The 22,171-nt window shown below is 70.3% G+C and carries 19 protein-coding genes; 9 read left to right on the plus strand and 10 right to left on the minus strand.

Annotation, left to right across the window (positions count from 1 at the left end; translation table 11 throughout):
* Positions 1–23 precede the first annotated feature (23 nt).
* The 3 genes from AB0761_RS01760 to AB0761_RS01770 form a co-directional block, all read right to left on the minus strand.
* Entirely contained in the window at positions 24–1,598 is a 1,575-nt protein-coding gene (locus AB0761_RS01760) for a hypothetical protein (RefSeq protein ID WP_377267039.1), read from the minus strand.
* Positions 1,599–2,021: 423 nt separating this feature from the next.
* Complete coding sequence (locus AB0761_RS01765; RefSeq protein WP_377273909.1) at positions 2,022–2,099, minus strand: 50S ribosomal protein bL37; 78 nt, start codon at positions 2,097–2,099, stop codon at positions 2,022–2,024.
* A gap of 43 nt (positions 2,100–2,142) precedes the next feature.
* Positions 2,143–2,904, minus strand: coding sequence for an SDR family NAD(P)-dependent oxidoreductase (locus AB0761_RS01770; protein WP_377273910.1), 762 nt, complete (start codon positions 2,902–2,904; stop codon positions 2,143–2,145).
* A gap of 737 nt (positions 2,905–3,641) precedes the next feature.
* Between AB0761_RS01770 and AB0761_RS01775 the strand changes: the two genes are divergently transcribed.
* Complete coding sequence (locus AB0761_RS01775) at positions 3,642–4,511, plus strand: 3-oxoacyl-[acyl-carrier-protein] synthase III C-terminal domain-containing protein (protein WP_377267040.1); 870 nt, start codon at positions 3,642–3,644, stop codon at positions 4,509–4,511.
* A 4-nt stretch (positions 4,512–4,515) separates the two neighbouring features.
* Positions 4,516–5,304, plus strand: a complete 789-nt coding sequence (locus AB0761_RS01780) for a hypothetical protein (protein WP_377267041.1) — start codon at positions 4,516–4,518, stop codon at positions 5,302–5,304.
* A 556-nt stretch (positions 5,305–5,860) separates the two neighbouring features.
* Here AB0761_RS01780 and nagB read toward each other — a convergent pair.
* On the minus strand, positions 5,861–6,646 hold the full coding sequence (gene nagB / locus AB0761_RS01785) for a glucosamine-6-phosphate deaminase (protein ID WP_377267042.1): 786 nt from the start codon (positions 6,644–6,646) through the stop codon (positions 5,861–5,863).
* 62 nt (positions 6,647–6,708) lie between these two features.
* Entirely contained in the window at positions 6,709–6,978 is a 270-nt protein-coding gene (locus AB0761_RS01790; protein ID WP_377267043.1) for a hypothetical protein, read from the minus strand.
* A 23-nt stretch (positions 6,979–7,001) separates the two neighbouring features.
* On the opposite strand from AB0761_RS01790, the gene AB0761_RS01795 reads away from it, so the two are divergent.
* From AB0761_RS01795 to AB0761_RS01810, 4 genes are all read left to right on the plus strand, one after another.
* Positions 7,002–7,259 carry a hypothetical protein gene (locus tag AB0761_RS01795; RefSeq protein ID WP_377267044.1) on the plus strand — a complete coding sequence of 86 codons (258 nt, stop codon included), beginning with the start codon at positions 7,002–7,004 and terminating at the stop codon, positions 7,257–7,259.
* A 147-nt stretch (positions 7,260–7,406) separates the two neighbouring features.
* The gene (locus AB0761_RS01800) at positions 7,407–10,784 is read left to right on the plus strand and encodes a hypothetical protein (RefSeq protein ID WP_377267045.1); all 3,378 of its coding nucleotides are present in this window, start codon (positions 7,407–7,409) and stop codon (positions 10,782–10,784) included.
* Positions 10,785–11,093: 309 nt separating this feature from the next.
* Positions 11,094–11,669 carry a GNAT family N-acetyltransferase gene (locus AB0761_RS01805; RefSeq protein ID WP_377267046.1) on the plus strand — a complete coding sequence of 192 codons (576 nt, stop codon included), beginning with the start codon at positions 11,094–11,096 and terminating at the stop codon, positions 11,667–11,669.
* A 223-nt stretch (positions 11,670–11,892) separates the two neighbouring features.
* Positions 11,893–12,309, plus strand: coding sequence for an ASCH domain-containing protein (locus tag AB0761_RS01810; RefSeq protein ID WP_377267047.1), 417 nt, complete (start codon positions 11,893–11,895; stop codon positions 12,307–12,309).
* Positions 12,310–12,495: 186 nt separating this feature from the next.
* On the opposite strand, the gene AB0761_RS01815 is transcribed toward AB0761_RS01810, so the two are convergent.
* Positions 12,496–13,518, minus strand: coding sequence for an LD-carboxypeptidase (locus AB0761_RS01815; RefSeq protein ID WP_377267048.1), 1,023 nt, complete (start codon positions 13,516–13,518; stop codon positions 12,496–12,498).
* 483 nt (positions 13,519–14,001) lie between these two features.
* Between AB0761_RS01815 and AB0761_RS01820 the strand changes: the two genes are divergently transcribed.
* Positions 14,002–14,592, plus strand: a complete 591-nt coding sequence (locus tag AB0761_RS01820; protein ID WP_377267049.1) for a TetR/AcrR family transcriptional regulator — start codon at positions 14,002–14,004, stop codon at positions 14,590–14,592.
* Between the two features lie 597 nt (positions 14,593–15,189).
* Here AB0761_RS01820 and AB0761_RS01825 read toward each other — a convergent pair.
* Positions 15,190–15,954, minus strand: coding sequence for an SDR family NAD(P)-dependent oxidoreductase (locus tag AB0761_RS01825; RefSeq protein WP_377267050.1), 765 nt, complete (start codon positions 15,952–15,954; stop codon positions 15,190–15,192).
* A 449-nt stretch (positions 15,955–16,403) separates the two neighbouring features.
* Here AB0761_RS01825 and AB0761_RS01830 point away from each other — a divergent pair, with 449 nt between their 5' ends.
* The gene (locus AB0761_RS01830; protein ID WP_377267051.1) at positions 16,404–17,930 is read left to right on the plus strand and encodes a hypothetical protein; all 1,527 of its coding nucleotides are present in this window, start codon (positions 16,404–16,406) and stop codon (positions 17,928–17,930) included.
* A 205-nt stretch (positions 17,931–18,135) separates the two neighbouring features.
* Here AB0761_RS01830 and AB0761_RS01835 read toward each other — a convergent pair whose 3' ends face one another.
* Positions 18,136–18,654 carry a DUF1877 family protein gene (locus AB0761_RS01835; protein WP_377267052.1) on the minus strand — a complete coding sequence of 173 codons (519 nt, stop codon included), beginning with the start codon at positions 18,652–18,654 and terminating at the stop codon, positions 18,136–18,138.
* 284 nt (positions 18,655–18,938) lie between these two features.
* On the opposite strand from AB0761_RS01835, the gene AB0761_RS01840 reads away from it, so the two are divergent.
* Positions 18,939–19,268 carry a hypothetical protein gene (locus tag AB0761_RS01840; RefSeq protein ID WP_377267053.1) on the plus strand — a complete coding sequence of 110 codons (330 nt, stop codon included), beginning with the start codon at positions 18,939–18,941 and terminating at the stop codon, positions 19,266–19,268.
* Between the two features lie 602 nt (positions 19,269–19,870).
* Here the strand turns inward: AB0761_RS01840 and AB0761_RS01845 are convergent.
* Together AB0761_RS01845 and AB0761_RS01850 are read right to left on the minus strand one after the other, a co-directional pair.
* Complete coding sequence (locus AB0761_RS01845; protein ID WP_377267054.1) at positions 19,871–20,380, minus strand: topology modulation protein; 510 nt, start codon at positions 20,378–20,380, stop codon at positions 19,871–19,873.
* A gap of 572 nt (positions 20,381–20,952) precedes the next feature.
* Complete coding sequence (locus tag AB0761_RS01850; RefSeq protein ID WP_377267055.1) at positions 20,953–22,017, minus strand: hypothetical protein; 1,065 nt, start codon at positions 22,015–22,017, stop codon at positions 20,953–20,955.
* Between the last annotated feature and the right edge of the window lie 154 nt (positions 22,018–22,171).

Consider the following 22,171-nt stretch of genomic DNA (forward strand, 5'->3'; position numbering starts at 1 on the left):
ACCGCCCTCCCCGCCAGGCTGCGTCAGCGGTACTCCCGCAGGCGGGGCCGCACGCCGAGCACGGTGAGCGCGAGGACGGCGGCCGGCAGCAGGGCGCCCGCCGCAGCGGTGGTGGCGTCGAGGTCGCTGTCGGCCTCGGACACCGCGTGGTCGAGCGCGTTCTGGTTGATGGCGAGGACCCTCCCCAGGGCGTCGCTGAACAGGGCGAAGTCAGCGTTGGACTGGCCGGGGGAAGTGCCGGTGTTGAAGGTGACGGCGTCCTTGAGGCGGCCCTGCCGGCGAAGGGCCCGGGTCCTGCGGTCGTCCAGCTGGTACTGCTGGAAGGCGGTGAGGACCCGTTCGGCTGCGTCCTGTTCGCCGGGAAAGGTGATGTTCCGCAGTTCGGTGCCGAGGTAGCCGCCGATGGGGACCGTCGCATGGACGGCGCGGTGTGCGTCGGCAGCGGTACGCAGCCGGGCGTCGTAGTCGCCGATGGTGGCGCCGTCAACGCGGGCGATGGCCTGGGTCTTGTCGACGAAGGACTGCTCGTAGGCGGCGGCCCGGCCCGGGTCGGTGAGGTAGCGGCTCTCGTCGGCGTTCATGTCGTACGCGACGGCGCGGGCGCGGCTGAGCGCGATCACGGAGTCGTAGGAGTTGTTCTTGGCGACCGTCAGGTGGCCTTCGGCGCGGGAGGCGAGAGTGAGACTGCCCAGGAGGACGGCAGCGGTGAGGAGGGTCGCGGCGGCCAGTGGGAGGTTGAGGATGCGACGGAAGCGGATGGTGAGGGCGGCTTGCAGGGCGGCGAGGGCCGCCAGGGCGAGCGCGCCGGTGACCAGGATCCACCACCAGCCGGCTGCGAGGTCGTCGCGCTGAGCGGAGTGGATGCGCTCGACGGTGGCGGAGTTGGTGGCGGTGACCTGGTCCGCGGCGGGCAGGAGTTGCTGCCGAAGCAGGTCGGTGGCCTGCCGGTAGGCCTCCAGCGCATCGGCGGACGGCTTGCCCGCGGGGGCGTGGGCCTGCTCCTCGAGGAGCTGGACGCGGGCCACCAGGGCTTCGTAGCTGCCGAGTTGGCTGATGACGGTGTGAACGGCCCGTTGCTCGACCGGGTCTCCGGCAGCGGCTTCGGCGGCGCGTTGGAGGTCGTTGTCGGCCTGGGCGCGGCGCTGCGCATAGGTGTCGAGGGTCTGCCGGCGCAGGGTGGCGTAGTCAGGGTCGGCGCCGAACAGCAGGAGGTTGGCGATCTGCGCGTCCATGTCGTTGAGCGCGAAGTACAGGTCGGCGGAGCGCACGGCCTGCGGGGCGGCTCGGTGGCCGATGGCGTCGATTCCGTCGCGCGCGCCGCTCAGCACCGTGGCGATGACCGCCGCGGCGAGCGCGAGGGTGACGAGGCAGGCGCCGGTGAGGCAGCGGACCAGGCGAGGAGTGTTCCACCACGCGTGGGTGAGCGGGATCCATCGCCGGGCCGGGCCCGGCCGTGAGGATGCCGTGTCCGCAGCCGGGGCCCATGTGTCCGCCGTCGTGGCGCCGGGGATGTGCAGTTCGGGTGCGGGCCCACCGGGACTCGCCACCTCCGGTGAGACCGTCGCCCCCGGTACGGCCGTTCCGCCTGCTGCGCCCATGACCGCGCATCCCCTCCCCCACCAGGTGGCCGCCGGTGTCGGCCCCGGCGCAAGCCGCCGGGATCGGGATCCGGCGTGATCCCGCTCCGCTCCACCGTCGGACTGGAGACGGGGACCGTTGTGCGCCGCCGACGCTATGGCCGTCGCGAGTGGCGCGTCCGGTTCCCTGATGCTCCCTTGACGTGTCAGGAAGCGATATTGACGGTTCGTTGGCAACCCCGGAGGTCACGGCTCGCAACAGACCGAACCACGCAGCGGCCGGGCCTCCCGGCTGCTGGGCTCGGCCTGCGGGGAGTGCCGGAGGGCCCCGGCCGAACACCCCGCCGGGGAGCGCGTTGCCGGGTGCGGCGTGGTGCGGGGCGGGGCGGAGCCCGGTTGGCCGGTGACCACCCCGCGCGCCGACAGCGGGGTGGTCACCGGGGTTCAGCGGCCGTTGGGCTTCCTGCCGTGGTTGGCCTTCTTCTTGCGGCGGGCCTTCTTCTTGCGGGCGCGCTTGGACATCCGGTCTCCGGTTGCTCTTGTCCGGGTGGGGGGTTCGGTGGGTTCAGTGCTGCAGGACGAGGCCGTCGGCGAGCTTGGCCAGCCGTCGCACCGAGCGCTCCTCCTGGACGGCCTGGGCGGTTTGGGCCACCCGGCCGCCGTCGTAGTAGGCGCCGTTGACCGGCTGAAAGCCCGGCATGCAGAGCCGGGCCACGGCTGCGGCTCCCTGGGCGGCCGGGGCGCCGACCCGTCCGTACAGCGGCAGCAGCGCGGTGTCGCACAGGCCCGGGTTCACGCTGACGGCTGTGATGCCGGAGCCTTCAGGAGCCATGTCGCGGGTCGCGATGGTGAGGGCGAGCTGGGACTGCGCATAGGCGGCAACCCGGGAGTAGCGCTTGGCGCGGTTGGGGTCCTGCCAGTTCATCGCGGCGGTGCGGTGCAGGGAGGAGGAGACGTTGACGATACGGCCGTCCCGGCTCCTGGAGAGCGGCTCGCGCAGCAGCCGGGCGAGCAGGTGGGCGGCGAGGAAGTTCACCTGGAAGGAGACCTCACTGCCGTCGGGGGTGAGGGTGCACCGCTCCGGCGCCATGATTGCGGCGTTGTTGACCAGCAGGTCGAGCGTGGGATGGGCCACCGTCACCGTCTGCGCGAGGCGGGTGACCTCCTCGATGCGGGTGAAGTCGGCGGCGGCCGTCTGCAGCCTGGCCTGGGCGATCCCTGCCGCGCTCAGACGTGCGACGGCGTCCTGGGACTCCTCGGCCGTGCGGGCGTGGACCACCACGGTTGCGCCGGCCTCGGCGAGCAGCCGGGCGGTCTCCCAGCCGATGCCGCTGGAGGCACCGGTGCAAGTGCGGTGCGGGAGGACAGGGTGAGGTCGGACATGTTCCCTCCGGAAGGGACGCGGGCAGGCCCGGGCACGCCGGCGCGTGATGGCGCGGCGGGCGGGGCATGAGGTGGGGCGGTGCCATGGGTGCGGGCACCGGGGGCGACGCTGTGGAGCGGCGTGGTGGAGCGGCGCGGTGGGCCGGCGCGGTATGCCGGAAACTCAGCGGGCTTCCGGGCAGCCGGGGACGCACAGGGCCCGCGGATGCGGCGGGCGGTCGTGGTAGGGCGTCGGGCTGGTCATGAGCTGCATCCAATGACGCGGCAGCGGTCGGCCGCAAGCGGCGGGCCGTGTCCCTGGCACCTCCTTGACGCCTTGCTGTCGCCGTTCTGACCTCCGCCCGGTGCCTACGGAAACCAGCCGTCAGGGATCCGTCAGGAATGCGCCAGCAAGCCGTGAAGGAGCGGCTGCGTGCACATGAGCGGCTCTAGGGTCGGGAACACAGCGCGCTCGCCGCCGACCTGTGGATCGGCCCCTGCGACGGACGGAGATGCCGGACGTCGCCGACTCTCCCTCCGGCGGCCCCGAGCGCGCAGCCGAGTGGCGCCGCGGGGAGCAAGCCTTCCCGACATCTTCCCGCGGCGCACCGGCGGCTTTCGCACCAGCAGGCGGACGACTGCCCCATGAGGGCCCGTCAACCCGGACGGCACCGGGGTCATGGGCCCGGAAAGACCGAGAAGATGAAAGCACCCGACGTGGGGATCCGCGCGATCGGCACCTGTCTGACCGCCCACCCGACAGACGCACGGTCCGGCGGCTCCAGTACGGCACTCGCATGTCCCGCCACCGGCTGGGAGACCACCGTTGCCGCGGGCCGCAGCGCCACCGAGGACGCCCTGCGCAGGGCGGGGCTGTCCGTCGCCGAACTTGCCCAGCCGTACTACCTGGTGTGCCGAGAATCCCCGGAGGACGGTGCGGGGCCGTTGACCGGTCGCCGGGTGCTGGACGGCCTCGGAGTGGGCCGTGCCTACTCGCAGCAGGCGGGCCACGACGTCGACGGCGCGCTGTTGCTGCTGCGGACGCTCGCCGCGCAACTCGCCTCGAACCGCCTGGTACGGCGTGGCCTGCTGCTCGCACCACTGCACACCGGTGCCACCGGACCCGCCGACGGTGCCGAGGGGAAGGTGCAGCGGGGGGCTGCGGTCCTGCTGGCCGAGGAGGGCTGGCCGCACAACCGGATCCGAGCCGTCCTCACTCGCACGACGCCGTACAGCCGTGGAGACGACCGGCAGGCGGGGACACTCGACCTGGACGCACTCGGCAGCCTCGTCGACCGCGTTCTGCGGGCCTCCCACACCACATGGGCAGGCATCGACCGGGTCGCGCTGCACACCGCCGACCCGGAGCAGGGCCGCCGTTTCCGACAGCACTTCGCGCTCCGTGACGACCAGGTCAGCGACTGCGGCCCGGATCTCGGGTACATCGGGTCCGCGGGTCTGCTGATCGCCCTGCAGCGCATCCTGGACACCCGGCCTCCGGCCGGCAGCAAGGTTCTGGCGACCGCCCTGGGCCGGGACGGCACCTGGTCCGCAGCCGTCGTGGAGGCCTGAAGCGATGCACCTCGTCACCCTGACGCACACGGTCCGTCCGCCGCAGCAGCTGACCGCCCCGCGCATCGCCGGGATCGGCATCGCCGACGCCGAGCGGGACCGGCCGTGGAGCGACGAGCCCTGCGTCATCGCCGCCCAGCGCGCGCTGTCCCTCGCCGACCGCTCCGCAGACGAGGTGGACCTGCTGGTCCTCGCCGACGGGACAGTGGGCCGCCCCGGACGGCAGAGCGCTGCCCTGCTGGGCCGCCGGCTGGGCGCCGAGCAGGATCCGGCGGCCTGTGAGGTGCCCGCCGTCGGCACCGCCATGCACCTGGCCTTGGCCATGCTCGACGCCGACCCGCTCGCTGCGACCGCCCTGGTGGTACGGGGCCGCCCCACGCCGTCCGACCCGGCCGGGCACCTGGCGCCCGACGCCGCCGTCGGGGCCTGCGCCTGGGTCCTGTGCAAGGGCCCCGGTCCGCTCTCCGTGGTGGCGCGCTCGGGTGCGGACAGCCCGGCCGGCACAGCTGACAGCGTTGTGCTGGACACCTGCGGTCTCCTCATCGAGGACGTCTGCTCGTCTGCGGGAGTCCGTGTGCAGCAGGTCGCACGACTGCTGTGCCTGTCCGGCAGCCGCCCTTTCGACCAGGCGCTGCACTCGCGTCTCGGCCTGCCCGCCGCGAAGCCGGCGGGCGTGGTCTGCGGCGGCCCGTCCCTGGTGTCGGAAGACGGCGGCGAACTCATCGGCGGAGAGCTGATCCTGCTGCTCACCGTCGAGAGCGGCTCGGCGGACGCCTTCCTGCTACGGGTCTGAGGCATGCCGACAGCCGGGCCACCTCGCCCACGGGGGCGGACGGTCCGGTGGCGGAGGGCCGGCGACAACGCTCCGTGGCGTGCCGAGAATTCCGCTCGGCGCCTGCGCCCACCTCCGCGGCGCCGGCCTGCCCGGCCAGTGTCACCGCGACCAGCCGCGCCCCAGGACGGGGACGACCCCCGGGGTGGGCCGGAGCAGCGCCGGGCGCGCGCGGACCCCGGGTGCACCGTGGGTGCCCGGCTCCGGGGCCGGAGCAGAGCGGCGAGCGGTGCGGACACCGTCAGTCGCGGCAGCTCGGCAACCGGCCCCGACCAGCCGATCTCTCCGTATCGGCAGGCGATGCCCCTCCGGGACGTATGCGTCCGGTGAGCGTGCATGTTGAGGCGTTGCGCAGTCCGGACGGACGCGGTCCGCCGTCGCTCTGCCTCAACCGGCGGTGCGAGGGCGAGGACCTCTACCGAGGGCGACAGTCGCATGATCCGGGCCATGGATCATCTCTCCCGCGCAATGCGCCCCCGGGCGTCCTCGGGGCGCCCGGGGGCTACAGCTCCCTGCCCTACAGCCCCTGCCAGTGGGGCTTGGCCGCGTAAGTGGCGCGGAAGTAATCGGCGAGCTTGAGCCTGCCCGCGGCAGCCTCGTCGACGACCACGGTCGCATGCGGGTGCAGTTGCAGGGCCGAGGCGGGCACCAGCGCGCTGAGCGGGCCCTCGACGGCGGCCGCGACCGCCTCTGCCTTGCCTTCCCCTGTGGCCAGCAGCACCAGGTGACGGGCGTCCAGGATGGTGCCGATGCCTTGGGTGATCACGTGGTGCGGCACCTGGTCGATGTCGTCGTCAAAGAAACGCGCGTTGTCGATCCGGGTCTGTTCGGTGAGGGTTTTGATCCGGGTGCGGCTGGCGAGTGAGGAGCAGGGCTCGTTGAAGCCTATGTGCCCATCGGTGCCGATGCCGAGCAGCTGGAGGTCGACCCCGCCGGCATCAGCCAGCATCCGGTCGTACGCCGCACAGGCGGAGACGATGTCCTCGGCGCTGCCGTCGGGGCCCATGAAGGACGACGCGTCCAGCCCGAGCGGGGCCACCACTTCGCGCAGCACCACCGAGCGGTAGGACTCGGGGTGCCCCGCGGGCAGGCCCACGTACTCGTCCAGCTGGCAGATCCGGGCCCGGGAGGCGTCCACCTGGTCGGCCCGCACCTTGGTGGCCAGGGCCTGGTAGATGGGGAGCGGGGTCGAGCCCGTTGCCACGCCCACCAGCGCGTCGGGCTTCCGGGCCAGCAGGTCGGCGATCGCCGTGGCGATGAGCTCGCCGCCCGCTGCGGCGTCAGGAACGATCACAACTTCCACGCTGGCCTACCTAGCGGTCGAGAGGAGTGCGGGGCGCTCGCCCCCATGTGGTATAGACCAATCTAGCAGGCGGGGGGCCTCGCCTGCGCCCCCGCCCTTCCGCCCACCTTGCGCTGCCCGACCACCTGACCGTGATCCATGGGAAAAGCGGCAAACCGAGGCCCACCCGGCCCGACCGCGTCGCCCAGCTCGCGGCGCACCTGCGCCACCCCCTCCACCGGCCGCAATCCGGCGACAGCACTCATCGCAGCGATCCCGCCGCCGGACGGCGCATCCGGGGTGCCGGCCCGCAGGGCGACGAAGCTGATCGGCCGCCCGGGGTGCTCGTCCACGCACACACCCTCCCGCCCCCGCGGTGAACGACGCCGCGATGAGCGCGGCCGAAGGCGAGGCCGGCGGACAGGGTGCGGAGCAGGAACCGGAACGATCCCTTCGCGACTGCTCGACGCGGGGGCGGGAGGGGCGGGAGGGCGAGCAGTGCGCTGATTCAGGTACCGACCACCGCACGTTCCACCACATGAGGCCGGAAGCGCTCGATGGATACCAGCAAGAGAGCGTCCGTGATCCGCAAGCAGATGTGACCAGGCAGGCCGCCCATCAAAAGGTCAAATGATTCAACGGCGATCTACGACCCGGGCCAGCGATATACCCGGACCATCTGGACGTCCCGACCGCTGTGCGCTACAACACATCCGATGTATTCGTCGGGACGCGGACGGCGCGGAGCCGGCCCCGTCGCAAGGCCCCTTCAGGAGTGCCCGTGTCCGACCATCCCTACCGGCGATGCCTGCGGGCCGTCGCCGCAGCCGTGTCCCTCCTCACGCCACTGGCGCTGACCGTCGGCCCCGGCTCGCAGCCGGCCGCCGCGGCGACCGTGACGACCGCGTGGCAGAGTTCTTCGTTCCATCTCGACACCGCCGGCGTCGTCTCCAGATCCGATGTCTTCCTCGGCAGGCCGAACACCGCGAGCGCGCAGTCCCTGCCCCTGGGGAACGGCTCACTCGGCGTGGCGGCGTGGGGCGCGAACGGCTTCACCGCACAGCTGAACCGCAGCGACACCATGCCGAACCGGCTGTCGCCGGGGCAGGTGCAGATACCGGGCCTGTCCGCGATGACGTCGGCCTCCGACTTCACCGGCTCGCTTGATCTCTACAACGGCGTCCTGAACGAGTCAGGCGGCGGCATGGCCCTGCAAGCCTGGGTGCCGGCCGGCAAGGACGAGCTGGTCGTGCATGTCACCGGCGCCAATCCCGGCACCCGTATGACCGCCTCCCTGAACCTGTGGAGCGGCCGGTCGCCGGCGACCGCGACGTCCGGTGCGGTCGGCAGTCTGGCGCAGACCTGGGTGGACAACTCCCAGACCGGGAACTCCGGCCAGACCTTCGGCGCGATGGCCGCGATCACCGCCGGCGGGCAGAACGTGTCGGCGTCGGTGGTCAACTCCACGCAGGTGCAGGTGGCGTTCAACCCGAACGCCGACGGCTCCTTCCGGATCGTCGTCGCCGCGCCGTCGTGGACCGGCGGCAACCCGACCACGACCGCCACCTCGCTGATCGGCAGTGACACCACCACCGCGGCCGCCACTCTGCTGGCTTCGCAGTCGTCCTGGTGGAACACCTTCTGGGCGAAGAGCGGCGTGATCGAGATGAGCTCCGCCGACGGCGTGGCGCAGTACATGGAGAACCTGCGCACGGTCTATCTGTACGCCGAGGCCGCCTCGATGCACGCCGGTACCTATCCCGGCAGCCAGGCCGGGGTCGCCGACATGTTCGCCTACGACCAGGACCAGCAGGACTGGTACCCGGCCGGGTACTGGCTGTGGAATCTGCGCGGTCAGATCGCCGCCAACATGTCGTCGGGGAACTTCGCCCTGAACGTGCCGATCTTCGACATGTACCTCAACGACCTGCCGGCGATCCAGTCCTGGACGAGCGCCCAGATGGGCGGCAAGGCGGGGGCCTGCGTCCCGGAGACGATGCGCTTCAACGGCAACGGCTACTACAACGGCGGCAGCAACACCCAGAACGCCTCCTGCGCGCTGGCCTCCAGCCCCAGCTACAACGCCGCGACCATCACCAGCGGCGCGGAGATCGGGCTGTACATCTGGGAGCAGTACCAGGACACCGGTGACCTCAGCTTCCTGCAGAAGTACTACCCGGTGCTGAAGCAGACCGCCACGTTCCTGCTCGCCTTCCAGAGCGTCGGCTCGGACGGGTTCCTGCACGCCACGGCGAACGCCCACGAGACACAGTGGGCGGTCCCCGACCCGACGACCGACCTGGCCGCCGACCAGGCCCTGTTCTCCGCGACGGTCAACGCCGCAACCGTCCTGAACACGGACTCCTCGCTGGCCTCGCAGCTGCGGACGGCGCTCGGCCAGATCGAGCCGTACGCCCGCACCGACGCGTCGTCGAGGACGCAACTGCTCAACGCCCAGCCGACGTCCGCGACCGCGGCAGCCAACGTCGATGCGCAGGGCTCCGACGTGATCGCCAACTCCTACCAGCCCGGTGCGACGCTGCACAACGGCGAGAACCTCGGCCTGGAGCCGGTCTGGCCGTTCAACCTGATCGGCGACAACACCGTCGTGGGCGGCGACAACCTGACCGCGCTCGCCCAGCGGACCTACACCAACCGCCCCAACAAGACCAACCCGGACTGGAACTTCGACGCGGTCCAGGCGGCGCGGCTCGGCCTGGGCAGCGAGGTCGCCGCTGACCTGGCCGCCGTCACCAAGGGCTACCAGGCCTACATCAGCGGCATGGCGAACCTGTCGGGCAGCACCCCCGGCGACGAGCCCTACATCGAGCAGTCCTCCACCGTGGCCACCGCCGTCGACGAGGCTCTGGCCACGCAGTACGACGGCACCCTGCGCTTCGCCCCGGCGTGGCCGTCCGGCTGGGACGCGGCCGGGACGGTGTATGTGCAGGGCGGCTCGCGGGTCGACGTCCAGATGGAGGGCGGCACCCTGGCCACCGCCGCGATCCACGCCGGGACCAGCGGCACGCTGGCGGTGCGCAACCCGTGGTCCGGCCAGCAGGCCGAGGTCGTCAACGGCTCCACCGGCGCGGTGGTGGTCGGCGCGACGACCGCCGCGACACTGAGCGTCCCGGTGACCGCGGGATCGACGTACCTCGTGGAGCGGGTCTCGTCCCCGACGACCTCGCTGCCGTTCGCGCAGGTGACCGGCACCAAGGCCACCGCCGCCAAGCACCTGGGCAATGTGCAGATCGGCCTGGACGGCGCTGCGCCCTCCTACGCCAACCTCGCGGCGTCGTTCAACAACGTCGGCATCACCGCCGACACAAACACCGCGCCGGGCAACTTCGACGGGGGCGGTGCGAGCTTCTCCGAGACCGCGCTGACCAACGCCCACGCCGGTCCCGGGGCCTCGGTCACCGCCTCGGGTGTGACGTTCACCTTCCCGAACGTCGCAGCCGGAGCGGCAGACAACACGGTGGCCGCAGGCCAGACCATCAAGCAGTCCGGCAGCGGCACCCTCGGACTCCTGGTCTCCGCCAGCTACGGTCCGGCGTCCGGCTCCGGGACCCTGACCTATACCGACGGAAGCACCCAGAGCTACTCGATCACCGCGCCGGACTGGTTCTCGACCACGCCGCCGAGCGGCGGCAGCCTGGCCGTCAGTTCCGCCTATCAGAACCGGCAGGGGAACACGACCTACAACGGCACCGGCAACATCTTCGCCGTGACCGTCACGCTCACCTCGGGCAAGACCCTCGCCTCGGTCACCCTGCCGCCGGGCGGGGCGCTGGCCGGCGGCACCCCGGCGGTGCACGTCTTCGCAGTGGCCACCACCGGCTCGGGGTCCACCGCGCCGGTGGTAAGCCTGCGAGCGCACGCCAACGGCGACTACGTCACCTCGGACAGCACCGGGTCCTCACCCCTGATCGCCAACCGCACGGCGATCGGCCCCTCGGAATCGTTCGACGAGATCACCAACGCCGACGGCAGCATCAGCCTGAGGTCCCACGCCAACGGCGAGTATGTGTGCGCCGACAATGCGGGCGCCAACCCGCTGATCGCCAACCACACCGCGATCGGGCCATGGGAGTCCTTCGACCTGATCCACAACCCGGACGGCAGCATCAGCCTCCGGTCCCAAACAGCGACATCGTGACCGCGGACAACGCCGGCGCCTCGGCCCTGATCGCGAACCGGACGGCGATCGGGCCGTGGGAGGAGTTCGACCTGATCCTGGACTGAGGAGGCAATGGAAGCGCGGGGTCCGCGATGCGCGGGCCCCGCGCTCCGTCCAGCTTCCGCCAAGCCTCCAAGGGCGGCCCCGACGACGCGAGTGCCGAGGCCCCACATCCTGTGCACCCCGCCGCGGCCGCCCCCTGTGCCGCCCGCCTCGGTGGGCGGCAACCCTTGCGGTCCTCGGCCGCCCCAGCGGGCGGCCGCGGCTGCCCGGGATAGGGTGGCGGTCATGGATTCGGCCCTGACCAGCAGCGGGACCGCCGAGCCGGTCATCCTGGACGCAATGCAGCTGATGTCCGATCCAGACCTTGGAACCCGGTTCACGGAGTCGGCCCACCAGATCCTGGCGGATCTGGTCCGCGGAGGTGCCGCGCTCGGCTGGGTCGAACCACCCTCACGCCGCGAGGTGGCGGAACTCTTCGGCCACATCGTCAGCGCGGTGCAGGCCGGGGACGCGGCCCTGCGCGCCGCCTACCTCGACCGTCGGCTGGTCGGGCTGGGGTACTGGCTGCGCTACGCCCGACCGACCCACCGGCCGCATGCCGACCTGGAGAAGCTGGCGGTGGATGCTGCCGCCCATGGGCGTGGCATCGGCCGAGCGCTGACCGCTGCCTTGATCGCTGACGCCCGGCGGGCCGGTATCGAGGTCCTCACCCTGGACGCCCGTGGCGACAACGACCATGCCCTGCGCCTCTACCGGTCGCTGGGCTTCACCGAATACGGCCGCCTTCCCGACTTCGTCGCCGTCGGTGAGCTCCGCTACGACAAGGTCTTCTGCATGGTGGACCTCCGCCGGCAGGGCTGAAACTGCGCATGGGGCCCACCTGCCTCCCGTTGATGTCATGGATGCGGGATGAATGGATGCGGGATGAACCCGGTGCGCACGCTGAGGATGAACGGAGGCCTTTCTGCCGCCTGTGGGCTACCGAAACTCACGCACCCCTTCCGACCTGCTGTGGGTGTGCGGTGCCGGGAGCGACCGGGGCGGTGGCCTTGATCGGCGCTACCGGGCTTCGTACCCTCGTCCGATGGGACATGCCGACCTTCCGACTCTTGAACTCGCCTTTCCCGGTCCGGAACGCGACCGTGGTGTGGCGGCAATCCTGAACGGCCAGAAGACCGCGCTCACAGGCCTGTTGGAGATCTTCGAACACGCCGGAGAGGAGGTACCGCAGACCGGACAGCGATTCTCGGTGCTTGATTCCGAGGGCCGTCCGGCCGTCACGATCGAGCTCGTGGACGTACGGGTCGTTCCCATGAGCGAGATCGACGACGACTTCGCACAGGCCGAGGGGCGCGGCTACTCCGACGTTGCGGAGTGGCGGGCAGCCCACGAAGAGTTCTTCCAAAGCAGTGGCGTGAGCGAGTTCCTGGGTCACACCCCGGTCATGGACGATGACACTCTCGTCGTCGCCGAGCGCTTCCGGATGGTCGAGCCCGGCTGATCGGTGGCCCATCCGGCTCTGTGAGAGTCCCGGAGGATCCGCCGAGCAGGCCTTGGTGAGTGCCGGGAGGGCTGCTGGTCGAGCAACTGTTTCCCGATCAGCAGCGGGCCGATGCACGGTCCGCAGGAACAGCGCCGAGGCCCGGCAACCGCGTGCCGAGGCCGTCGGCTCACTGATCCGCGCTGCTCAGCCGACCGGTCCCGGTGTCGCGTGCGGCCTGACCGCCGGTTCGAGCAGCGACAATGTCCGCTGCTCCGCATCGAGGCCGACGCGGATGCCGACCGGCATCGGCAGATTCGGGCCGGCATGCCCGAATTCGACGTTGCCCAGGACCGGAATGTCACGGTCGCCGAGGACATCGAGGACCATCTCGGGGAGGGTCGGGGACGAGTCGGGTGCCCCGAGCCCGTCGATCGCATGCGGGACGCCCACGACCATGCCGGAGATCCGATCGAGGATGCCGCAGTGCCGCAGCACCTGGAGATAGCTCCACACATACGACGCCTGGCCGCCCGTCTCCTCCCAGAAGAGCACCGCGCCGTCGAACCAGTCGAGCGGCAGCGCGAAAGGCGTCGCCTGCGCCAGCACGATGCGGTTGATCACCCCGCCGATCAGCCGGCCTTCGGCGCGACCGGCGCGCCAGCACTCCCACGACGGGGTGGCAGGCAGGGCACCGATCGCCTCCGTACCGGTCAGCAGCGTCGAGTAGAGCTTCTCAAGTTCCGCTCGGCGCGCTGCGGGCGCGGTCTGCCACGCCCCGCCGAGTCCAGGCGTGGCCAAGTCGGCATGGAACCCGACCAGACCCGTGCGCGCGTAGAGCACCAGATGCAGCAGCGAGATGTCGCTGTAGCCGAGGATCGGCTTGGGATCGGCAGTGATCGCCTCGACATCGATCAGATCGAGGTAACCGAACACCGTCTGGCCGCCGTCATGCGCGATGATCGCCCGTACCTCAGGATCACGCAGAAGAGCGTTGAACTCCTTGGCGATCTCCGCCGGCGCAGCCGCGCTCCACCAACGGTGCCGCCCTGCTTCGAGTAGCGGCGCCCGACGCACACGGAATCCCATCCGTTCGAGCACGACCACCGCCTGCTCGAGGTCGGGCTCGTAAACGGCATGGAGCGGCCCGGACAGCGATGCGATGACGACGAGATCTCCGGGCCTCAGGGCACGAGGTCGAAGCAGTTCAGGCAGTGCAGCACTGGTCACCGCCGCAGTATCCCGACACCCGCAACAAGCACGCCACACCTTTATTGACCGACCGTCCGGCAGGCCTTGCCCGCAGACCCGGGTTGGTCCCATACGTGAGCCGGCCGCGGGGGGAATGACGCGAGCGCGCACCCCATGGCGGCCCTGGAGCACGCCCCCGAGGGCAGTGACGGTCACTCCCCGGGCGGCGTGGCTGTACGCGGTGGCCGCACCGATGCCGCTGCCGGCGCCGGTCACCTGCGGCACCGTGTTCTGCAGCCGGCCGGTCATGTTGTCGACTCGTCACCTTCGTGCGTCGCGCGGCTTCAGCCGGCGGGGGTGACCCGGGTCCGCAGCCCAGGGGCGCCGGGGTTGAGGTGGAGCCGTTCGCGGAAACCCCGCAGGCGCGCTACCCTCATATCCGGAATCGGTTCCGGTTATGGTTCTGCCACCATAAGCGGAACCAGTTCCACTTGCAAGTGCGGCGGGGAAGGAAGCACGGATGTGACCGGCAACGACAAGGGCAGTAGCGCACCGCGGCCGCACAGGCCACTGCGAGCCGACGCACAACGCAACGAAGACCGACTGCTCAAGGCCGCAGCGGCCGCCTTCACCCGCGACGGAGCCAACGCCTCGGTCAAGGACATCGCCCGCGAGGCAGGCGTCGGCGTCGGAACCCTCTACCGGCGCTTCCCCTCCAAGGAACTGCTGATCGAGGCGACGTACCGCAATGAGGTACAGGTCCTGTGCGAAGCAGCCCCCGAACTCGCGGCATCCATGCCCCCGACGGACGCACTGCGGGAATGGATGGGGCGCTTCATCGACTTCATGGCCACCAAGCACGGCATGGCCGACGCACTCCGCGTCGTACTGACCGACGACAGCGAGCGGCTCCAGACCCGCGCCGACCTCGCCGAGGCGATCGGCCACCTTCTCAGCACCGGCACCAGCCACGGGACCACTCGGGCGCAGGTGAGGGCGGAGGACGTCCTCATGGCACTCGGCGGCATCAGCCTCATCAGCGGCACCGAGCGTCGCGCCGATCTTGCCGCAAGACTCATCGACCTGCTGCTGCACGGCATCCTGACGCACTGACCACCGCCCGGCCCCGGCCCTGACCCCGCCGCTGGGCAGCACACTTGCGCCGAGGTCCGGATGCACACCGGGACGCCACAGAGGCACACCCGACCACTGCGGCGACAGGCCTTCAGCCGGTCCTGCATTCTTGAACGCCGTACAGCCACTTCATGAGGGCGGGCCGGCGGGCCGGTCTCCCGGCGGGTGGACCGTCACGGTCGAGTTCGGATCACAGTCAGCAGCACATAGGCGGCCGCGTCCTCAGTGGCCCTCCACTGGGCGAGCATGTCTCTGGTGGCCCTGCAGGCTTCTCCGGCGGCTTGCGCGGCCCCGAGGAGGCGGCTTGCGGTGGCCGCGAGCGCGGCAGGTTCCGGCGGTGGTGCCGCGCATGCCCCGCATGCGGCCCTGCCGCGACCGGCGCAACCGGACACGCTTCCGTCGCTCTCTGACGTCGTCGGCCTTGTTCGCACTGGCACCACGGCGGCTTCGCGGCCGCAGGCCGGTCGGGGTGACGCAGATCCCCGTACCGGCGCCGGATCCACGGCACCGGCACGGGGATCTGCGGAGTGGTGGGGCCCTGAAGGGGCCTTCTTCACGGAGTCGGTCTGCAGGCTGCTACCAGGTCTGCTCGCTGGCGCGGACGAGGATCTCATTGACCGCGACGCGCCGGTCCCGGGTGACGATGTAGGAGACCGCTTCTGCGATGTCCTCGGGGCGCAGCAGTTCCTTGCCCTCGATCTGCCGCTCGATCGTCTGCCGCACGCCGTCGCGGAGGTGTGAGCTGAGCTCGGTGTCCACAGTGCCGGGCTCGACGACGCTCACCCGTACACGCTTCTGCATGACCTCCTGCCGCAGGGCCTCGGTGAAGCCGTTGACGCCGAACTTCGTCAGGTTGTAGACGGCTGTACCGGGCCGGGCGACCCGGCCTGCGGTGGAGCTGATGTTGACCAGGTCGGCCACGCGCCGCGGGGAGTCCTCCGCGGCGCGGAGGAGGTGCGGCAGGGCGGCGTGGGTGATGTAGAGCAGGCCCTGGACGTTGATCTCGAGCATGTGCTCCCACTCCTCGAGAGGGGAGTCCACTGCCTGTCCGACGCCCATGAAGCCGGCGTTGTTGACAACGGTGTCCAGGCGGCCGAGACCGGTGATCACACGCGCCACTGCCGCTGCGGCCTGCTGCCGGTCGGTGATGTCGGCCTGGACGACGAGAGCGGTCCCGCCGTCGGCCCGGAGCTTGTCCGCGAGCTGCTCCAGTCGGTCCCGCCGCCGCCCGAGGACGGCAACGGCCGCTCCCTCCGCGGCCAGGCTGCGCGCGGTCGCCTCGCCGATGCCGCTGCCGGCGCCGGTCACCAGCGCCACCGTGTTCTGCAGTCGTCCAGTCATGTCTCATCCTCTGCATGTCATGATCAGGCCATAAGGAGCAGGCCGCCGCAGTGCAGCCGCTCCCGAACGCCCGGAGCCGGGTAGCCTGGGATCCGGAATCGGTTCCGCTTGAAACATAAGCGGAACTGGTTCCGCTTGCAAATGTGGGTAGGGCCACAAGCAGGGACCGGCCGACTACGACAAGGCCGGCGCAGCACGGCAGCACGGCAGCACAGCAGCACAGGCCGCTGCGGCCGACGCACAGGGCAGCCAGAACCCCGACCGGGTCGGGCAAGGGGCGGCCTGTGGACAGGTCGATTCGCCGGCCGGGCGTGACACTTGTCGCGCAGGGAGACGTGCATACGACCTGGCGGTCGCCCCAGTGGCGTCCGTTGACCGCATCGCGATCCGCACGGCCTGTCACAGAGGCTGCGAGTCCGTTGTCGGTGCACGGTGTTACGTTCTGTGACATGACGGATCACGCGCTACGGCTGCTGCGGCAGGACCGCCGCTTGGCCGAACTGGCAGCCTTCCCCTTCGACTTCGACCTGGACCGCGCGGTCCACGGCCATGTCGAGGAGGTCCGCCTCGCCTCGGGCGAGCCGCTGGAAACGGTGGCCGGGGACGATACCGGCGGTACGTACTTCGTGTGCGCGGACGGTTCGGTGCTCTACGCCGACTCGGAGGGCGCAGCCGGGATCATCGGCTCCAGTGTCGACGAGGCCCTGGAACTCGTGATCGGCCTGCCCGGCTGGCGCGGCTACACACGTCTGTCGGCGGACGACGGCGAGCAGAAGATCCTGGCGCGCGTCGCGGAGACCGAGGACGAGATCCGTGAGCACTACGGAATCGACGAGGAGCGAGCCGAGCTCCGTGCCGCGCTGGGCTTTCCGGAGCGCTCCCCGGTCGAGCTGGTGGGCAGGCTGCATGCCGCGCTGCTGCGCACCGAGCCGGACTTCGTACTGCTCAACGCGGACGAAGGGTGCGCGTACGACCGGATAGGCCCGGCCGGTCCCCCGCTGTGGGAGCCGGTGCTCGCAGCGGGCCGCGTCGATCTCGCCCGGTTGAGGGAGGGCGACCCCACTTCATGGCGTGAAATCGCCGAAAACCCGATGCGGCGCCGGATCACCCTGCGGGCCGCGCAGTTCGACCGCGCCGAGGGCGATCTGGAGCTGCTGCGGCATCTGCTGCGGCACGAGGCACAGTCTTCGATGACAGACGAACTACGGCTCGCGGCCGTGCTGGTGGGGCTGCGCGGGGGCACTGGAGATCTGCCGCTACTGCTTGAGGTCCGGGAGACGGACTTCGACACTACGTTGGGCCTGGGCGGTCTGCCGGAACCCGGTGCGAGCGCGGATGAGTTGCGGCAGTGGGCACGGGCGCTCGACGAGTCGATGTTCGGGGCGGACCCATCTGACGAGCCGGTCTTCACCTGGGCCGACCTGGCGCGGGACCAGGGGATGACGGACCTCGCGCGGGTGACGCTGATCCGCGAACTCGACACCATCTTCATGGACCAGAGCACACTCCGCCGCCCCGAGGCGCCCCACACCCTGGCCACGGCTCGACTGAACGGGCTCGCCCGGGACTTCGAGGAACTCGGCGACCTTCCCCAGGCGCTGCGCGCCCAGCGCCTGTACGCCGCCCTTCAGGAGACGGCATGGGACCGGGCCTCGGCCCGGCGCACCCTGGCCCGCATCGAGCGGGAGGCAGGCCAGCTGCCGCGGGCGGCAGACAGCCTGGCCGCCGTGCGGGACGCCCTGGCTACCCCGGGCGACGACTCACTGCGCCACTGGCAGCAGGTCAACCTCGGCCGCTTCATCGCCGAGGAGCACTACCAGCTCACCCTCGCCCTGGCCGACGCGGGCTGCTCCGAGGAGACCCGTGCCCTCCTCACGGCCGCCGACGCCATACTCGGCGAACTCTCGGAGAACGTCGCGAACGCCGTCCGCGAGCTCGCCGAGCGGACCGCAGCGAGAGTGCGAGAGGTCAACTGAGGACAGCACGGCGCTCAACGCGCCCACTCGGGCCCGACGGTGGACAGCCCGCCGAACATGCCCGCCGGCCTGGCCCCGTCATCCCGCTGAACCGCCACATACCCGCCACCTCGCTGCGACGCACCCCCTGATCTCAGCACCGGTTCCCAGAGGACTGACCGACCGCCGCACCCGAGGACGCCTCGTCTCCCGTGCGGGAGTCCGTTCAGGCTGACTGCACCTTGAGTATCGCGTCGCCCGTGTCTGCCGCTGCGGTGAAGAAGTCGACCAGCTCAAGCAGGTCAGTGACGAGTTCATCGGCCCACTTCTCGCTCCACGGAGTAGAGAAGAGCCAATCCGCGACCACCCCAGGCATCACAGCATCCAGGTCCCTGACACGCTGCCTGACGGGCACTGCCCGCAGGAAGCCGGCGGCCTGACGCACCTGGTCGGGGGTCAGCACCACCACCTCCACGCCTATGAACCCGTACTCCGGGTGCTCCTCGCCTTCCGTCCGCAGCTCACCACCGAAGACGGGAAGCTCGGCCACCTCGACGTCGCCGGCGTCTCCCCAGGTGAGTACGCCGTGCATCAGGCAGTGGTTGGTCGACACACCCAAGACCACACCTGCTTCTTGCAGCGGGCCAAACTGTGGGTCAAACCACCGCAGGACCAGGGCGTCCAACTGCTTCGGCGATGCCTCGTCCAGAACGGAGACCGCCACCCGGCGCCAGTAGAAATCCACGCTCACCTTGCACCCCTGTCCGCTTGTCCCCGAGGCGACAGGTTAGGGGCTCCTGCTGACAGTGGTGCTGAGCGCGCAGCACCACCCCGGTCATAGAACGGCGTCTCTCTCCCACCGCCTGCAGACGGCCTCGGGACTTGATCGCCCTGGATCGTTCCGCTTCCACGGTCTGACTCGCCCCGAGGCCGCTCGCGGCTGTAGCTTGCGCACCGAATCGATCTGGCCTGCTGCCAATAGGGCGGCGGCTTCCTGGGGGCACCGTGTGGGATGGCTCGTTCTATCGAGTGAAGCGGGACCGGTACGAGATCTGTTTCGTGCCCGGGGCGGGTGAGGACCTGGACGCGGTGTGCAACGTCGACATGTGGGTGACCTTCGCCGACGGCAATCGGTGGTCCGGGACGGTGTTCACCCTCGATGAGGTCCAACGCCTCATGGGCCGCTGGAAGGACACCGGCGAGTGCCTGGACGGCAGCTACTTCTGGTGCTGGGACGGGCTCATTGTCCGCGAAGCCGGCATCCCCGCCATGGTTCGAGTGATCGATGACCTGGTGGTTACCTGCGACTACAAAGGCGTCCTCCGCTCGCTCGGACCGGAGGACGATCAGGACAGCTGACTTGCCCGGGCACCTCAAGGTCTGAGGCTTTTCCTCAGGTAGTCGGGGACCGGCTCCAGAGGGTCGCTGTCGCGATCGGCCCACCTCCACCACCAGTGGGAGCCGTTGCACCTGAGGATCATGCGGCACACGCGCCTATCGTCGCCATTACGCTTCGTGAGCAGGAAACCGCCGTCGCGAAGCGGCGTGCCACAAGCTGAACATGATCCGAATGCCACGAGGCACACCGTACCGCGCTCGCCTGTGGAGGAAGCAGCCTCCTCCTCCCCTTCAGGGATCCAGCGGGCTCCGGGCGCCGGCCCGCGTGATGAGGAGGTTCCTCGGGTTGGCGTCCTTGTAGAACGCGGCCGGTATCCGGTGCGCGCGGGTCAACTCTCGCGCCGCCTCGGCCGCAGTGAACGTCGAGCCGCGAACACGGCCGTCGGCCAGCAGTTCGAAGATGCGCCGCGGGCGTCCGTCGATGAAGGCCGGGAGGACGGGCGTGCCGTTGCGGTGGGGCTCATTGGTGCACGCCCGGTGGCGACGGCGGTGGGGGGCGCGGCGTCCGGGGTGGCGTAGGGCTTGGCGAAGACCTCAGGGCCGACCATCGGGCCTTCCGGAGGTCAGTCGGTGGCGGCCTCTGTTGCCAGGTAGCGGCGCGTCTGGCGCCTGCTGCGGAGGATCACCACGTTCGCCTTGGGCGCGTACTCCTCGATGAGGTCCATGACCCGCGGCCGCATGCCGCGACGGTAGCCGAGGATGTACTTCACAAACGACCAGTTGATCCGGTCGAACACGCCCGCGTCCTGGTGCTGGCCGCCGCGGTAGCGCATACGGCGCTTGAGCACTCCCCACAGGCACGTCGCAGCCGACAGGTCGAGGAAGATCACGGTGTCGGCGACGGCGAGACGGATCGGCAGCGTCGAGGCGTAGTTGCCATCGATGATCCATCCGGGCTGCTGGACCAGGTCGTGCTGGATGGCCGCGAACTGGTCCTTCGGCAGCGGGTTCCAGTCGGCGTCGTAGTGGACACAGTCCAGGTGTGTGACCGGAAGGCGCGTCCGCTCAGCAAGTGCGCGGGCAAGGACTGACTTTCCGGAGCCGCCGCACCCGACGATGGCAATGCACTGCATGACTGGTGACTGTAGCCACTGCGGCGGGCCGCGCCCCGGGTCAACGGCTTTCCCTTGCTCGTTTCGGTGTCAACGGGGCAGAGCGCGGGACACGGGGTGCCCGAGCACGCTATGGACAGCGGCGACCTGCCGTGAGGCGCGGACGACGGACATGCGGTCGAGGCAGGCTGCGGCGATGTGAAACGCAGCGTGTCGCGGATCTGATTCAGTGCCTCCTCGCTGCGCGCGCGAACCGAGAGGCACTCCCCGCCCTCCTCCCGAAGGATCACATCCAGTCCGGCGAACCAGCGCCCCCACTCTGTGGGCTCTCCCGGGTAGGAGGGACACGGCAGCAGCACGAAGCGGTCGTCCAACGACTCGTCGAGGTCCGGCAAGAAGCCGCTGAGATGCTCTGGCGCGTGCAGCGATTCCGACAGGTGGGCCTTCGCGCTCCTGCCGCCTGCACGAGGAGTCACGGCAGCCCGCCGGAGGCAACTGTCGCTGACGTCCAGCGGAGCTGGCCGCGACAGTCTCGTACCTGGTTGGCGTCAACACTGCGGGTGAAACCTTCGCCGCCGTGCCGACCGGCGGTGTCAGCCGGCCCACAGGCGTACCGCGCCGTCGACGAGCTGCAAGAACTGCCCTGCACCTGGGTGATGGTGTGTGGCGGAGAATCCGGAAACGACGCCCAGACGGGTTCCGTCGACGGGATCCCATATCGACAGGCCCCCATCGTCGCAACTGAACAGACGGGTGCCATCGCTGAAGAAGCGTCCGGTCGGACCCTCGAACGCGAGGAGTTCTACGGCCGTCGGCGTCCGCCAGAGGTCTCCCTGTTCGGTTCGGCCGGTGTCGAAGATCCGTGCCCCCGGCTGCATGCCGTCGTCGTCGTCACCGAGACCTTCGATGGCGACGCGGACTGAGTCGATCCAGGTCATGGCGTGGTTCCAGTAGTACTCCCGGCCGCACACCTCAATCCGGCTCGGCCCGTCCTCGGACTCCCATGAGTTGCCCCCGGTCCACGGATCCACATCCCACACCGAGGGGAACCCGACCGGGTGCCATATCCAGCCGTCATCCAGGATCCGCTGTCCGTCAGGGCTGACGTACAGTGCGCCGTGGAAGTAGTCGAGGTGGTGCTCCGGCAAGGCCCCCTCTGCCACGGCGGCGACGGGAGCCCGCTCGGTCAGCAGGACCCCGGTTCGCGGATCCGACACATCCAGTCGGTTCCAGGCTGTGCGGTGGATCACGACGCAACGCCCACGGCTTCGGGTGAACGCCAGCGAGAACGGCACAGTCTCTTCGTGGCCACCTTGGTTGTCCAAGCCCAGCGTGACCCGGCCGGTCTGCAGGTCAACGACCTCCCCAAAGCGGCCGTAGTCATTGACCACCGCGGCAAACATGCCGTCCTGGGAGGCATGGAGACGCCTGCGCAGCACATGGCCATTCCATGGCTCGCGATCGGTTTCCGGCGCAACGGTGGTGATCCCGACAGGCTTGCAGCCGCCTGCTGCCACATCCCATCGACTGATGGTGCCGTCCTCGCTCAGCGCCAGCCATACCGGCCGGTCGCCGTCGTGCACCGGCGCCAGATCGATGACTGCACCCAGACCCGGGGGCAACGACAGCTCATGGACGGCGTCGTCGCCACTGATCACGGCTGCCCTCTCGCTCCCCCGAACCGAGGCCACAGCATATCCGGCGCGTGGCCGGGTCGTGGCCGGCAAGTCGCAGGAACGGCGCTCGGCGAAGCCTGGCCGCGGAGTCGTCGGTTCGCCCGTGGACCCCAGCAGAAGTGCCGCTGGACCACTG

This window comes from Peterkaempfera podocarpi (assembly GCF_042466665.1).
Taxonomy (GTDB): Bacteria; Actinomycetota; Actinomycetes; order Streptomycetales; family Streptomycetaceae; genus Peterkaempfera; species Peterkaempfera podocarpi.

Excerpts from the sequence above, each read along its gene's own strand:
- AB0761_RS01760 (WP_377267039.1), bottom strand. The coding sequence starts at position 1,598 with ATGGGCGCAGCAGGCGGAACGGCCGTACCGGGGGCGACGGTCTCACCG.
- AB0761_RS01765 (WP_377273909.1), bottom strand. The coding sequence starts at position 2,099 with ATGTCCAAGCGCGCCCGCAAGAAGAAGGCCCGCCGCAAGAAGAAGGCC.
- AB0761_RS01775 (WP_377267040.1), top strand. The coding sequence starts at position 3,642 with ATGAAAGCACCCGACGTGGGGATCCGCGCGATCGGCACCTGTCTGACC.
- AB0761_RS01780 (WP_377267041.1), top strand. The coding sequence starts at position 4,516 with ATGCACCTCGTCACCCTGACGCACACGGTCCGTCCGCCGCAGCAGCTG.
- AB0761_RS01805 (WP_377267046.1), top strand. The coding sequence starts at position 11,094 with ATGGATTCGGCCCTGACCAGCAGCGGGACCGCCGAGCCGGTCATCCTG.
- AB0761_RS01810 (WP_377267047.1), top strand. The coding sequence starts at position 11,893 with ATGGGACATGCCGACCTTCCGACTCTTGAACTCGCCTTTCCCGGTCCG.
- AB0761_RS01825 (WP_377267050.1), bottom strand. The coding sequence starts at position 15,954 with ATGACTGGACGACTGCAGAACACGGTGGCGCTGGTGACCGGCGCCGGC.
- AB0761_RS01830 (WP_377267051.1), top strand. The coding sequence starts at position 16,404 with ATGACGGATCACGCGCTACGGCTGCTGCGGCAGGACCGCCGCTTGGCC.
- AB0761_RS01845 (WP_377267054.1), bottom strand. The coding sequence starts at position 20,380 with ATGCAGTGCATTGCCATCGTCGGGTGCGGCGGCTCCGGAAAGTCAGTC.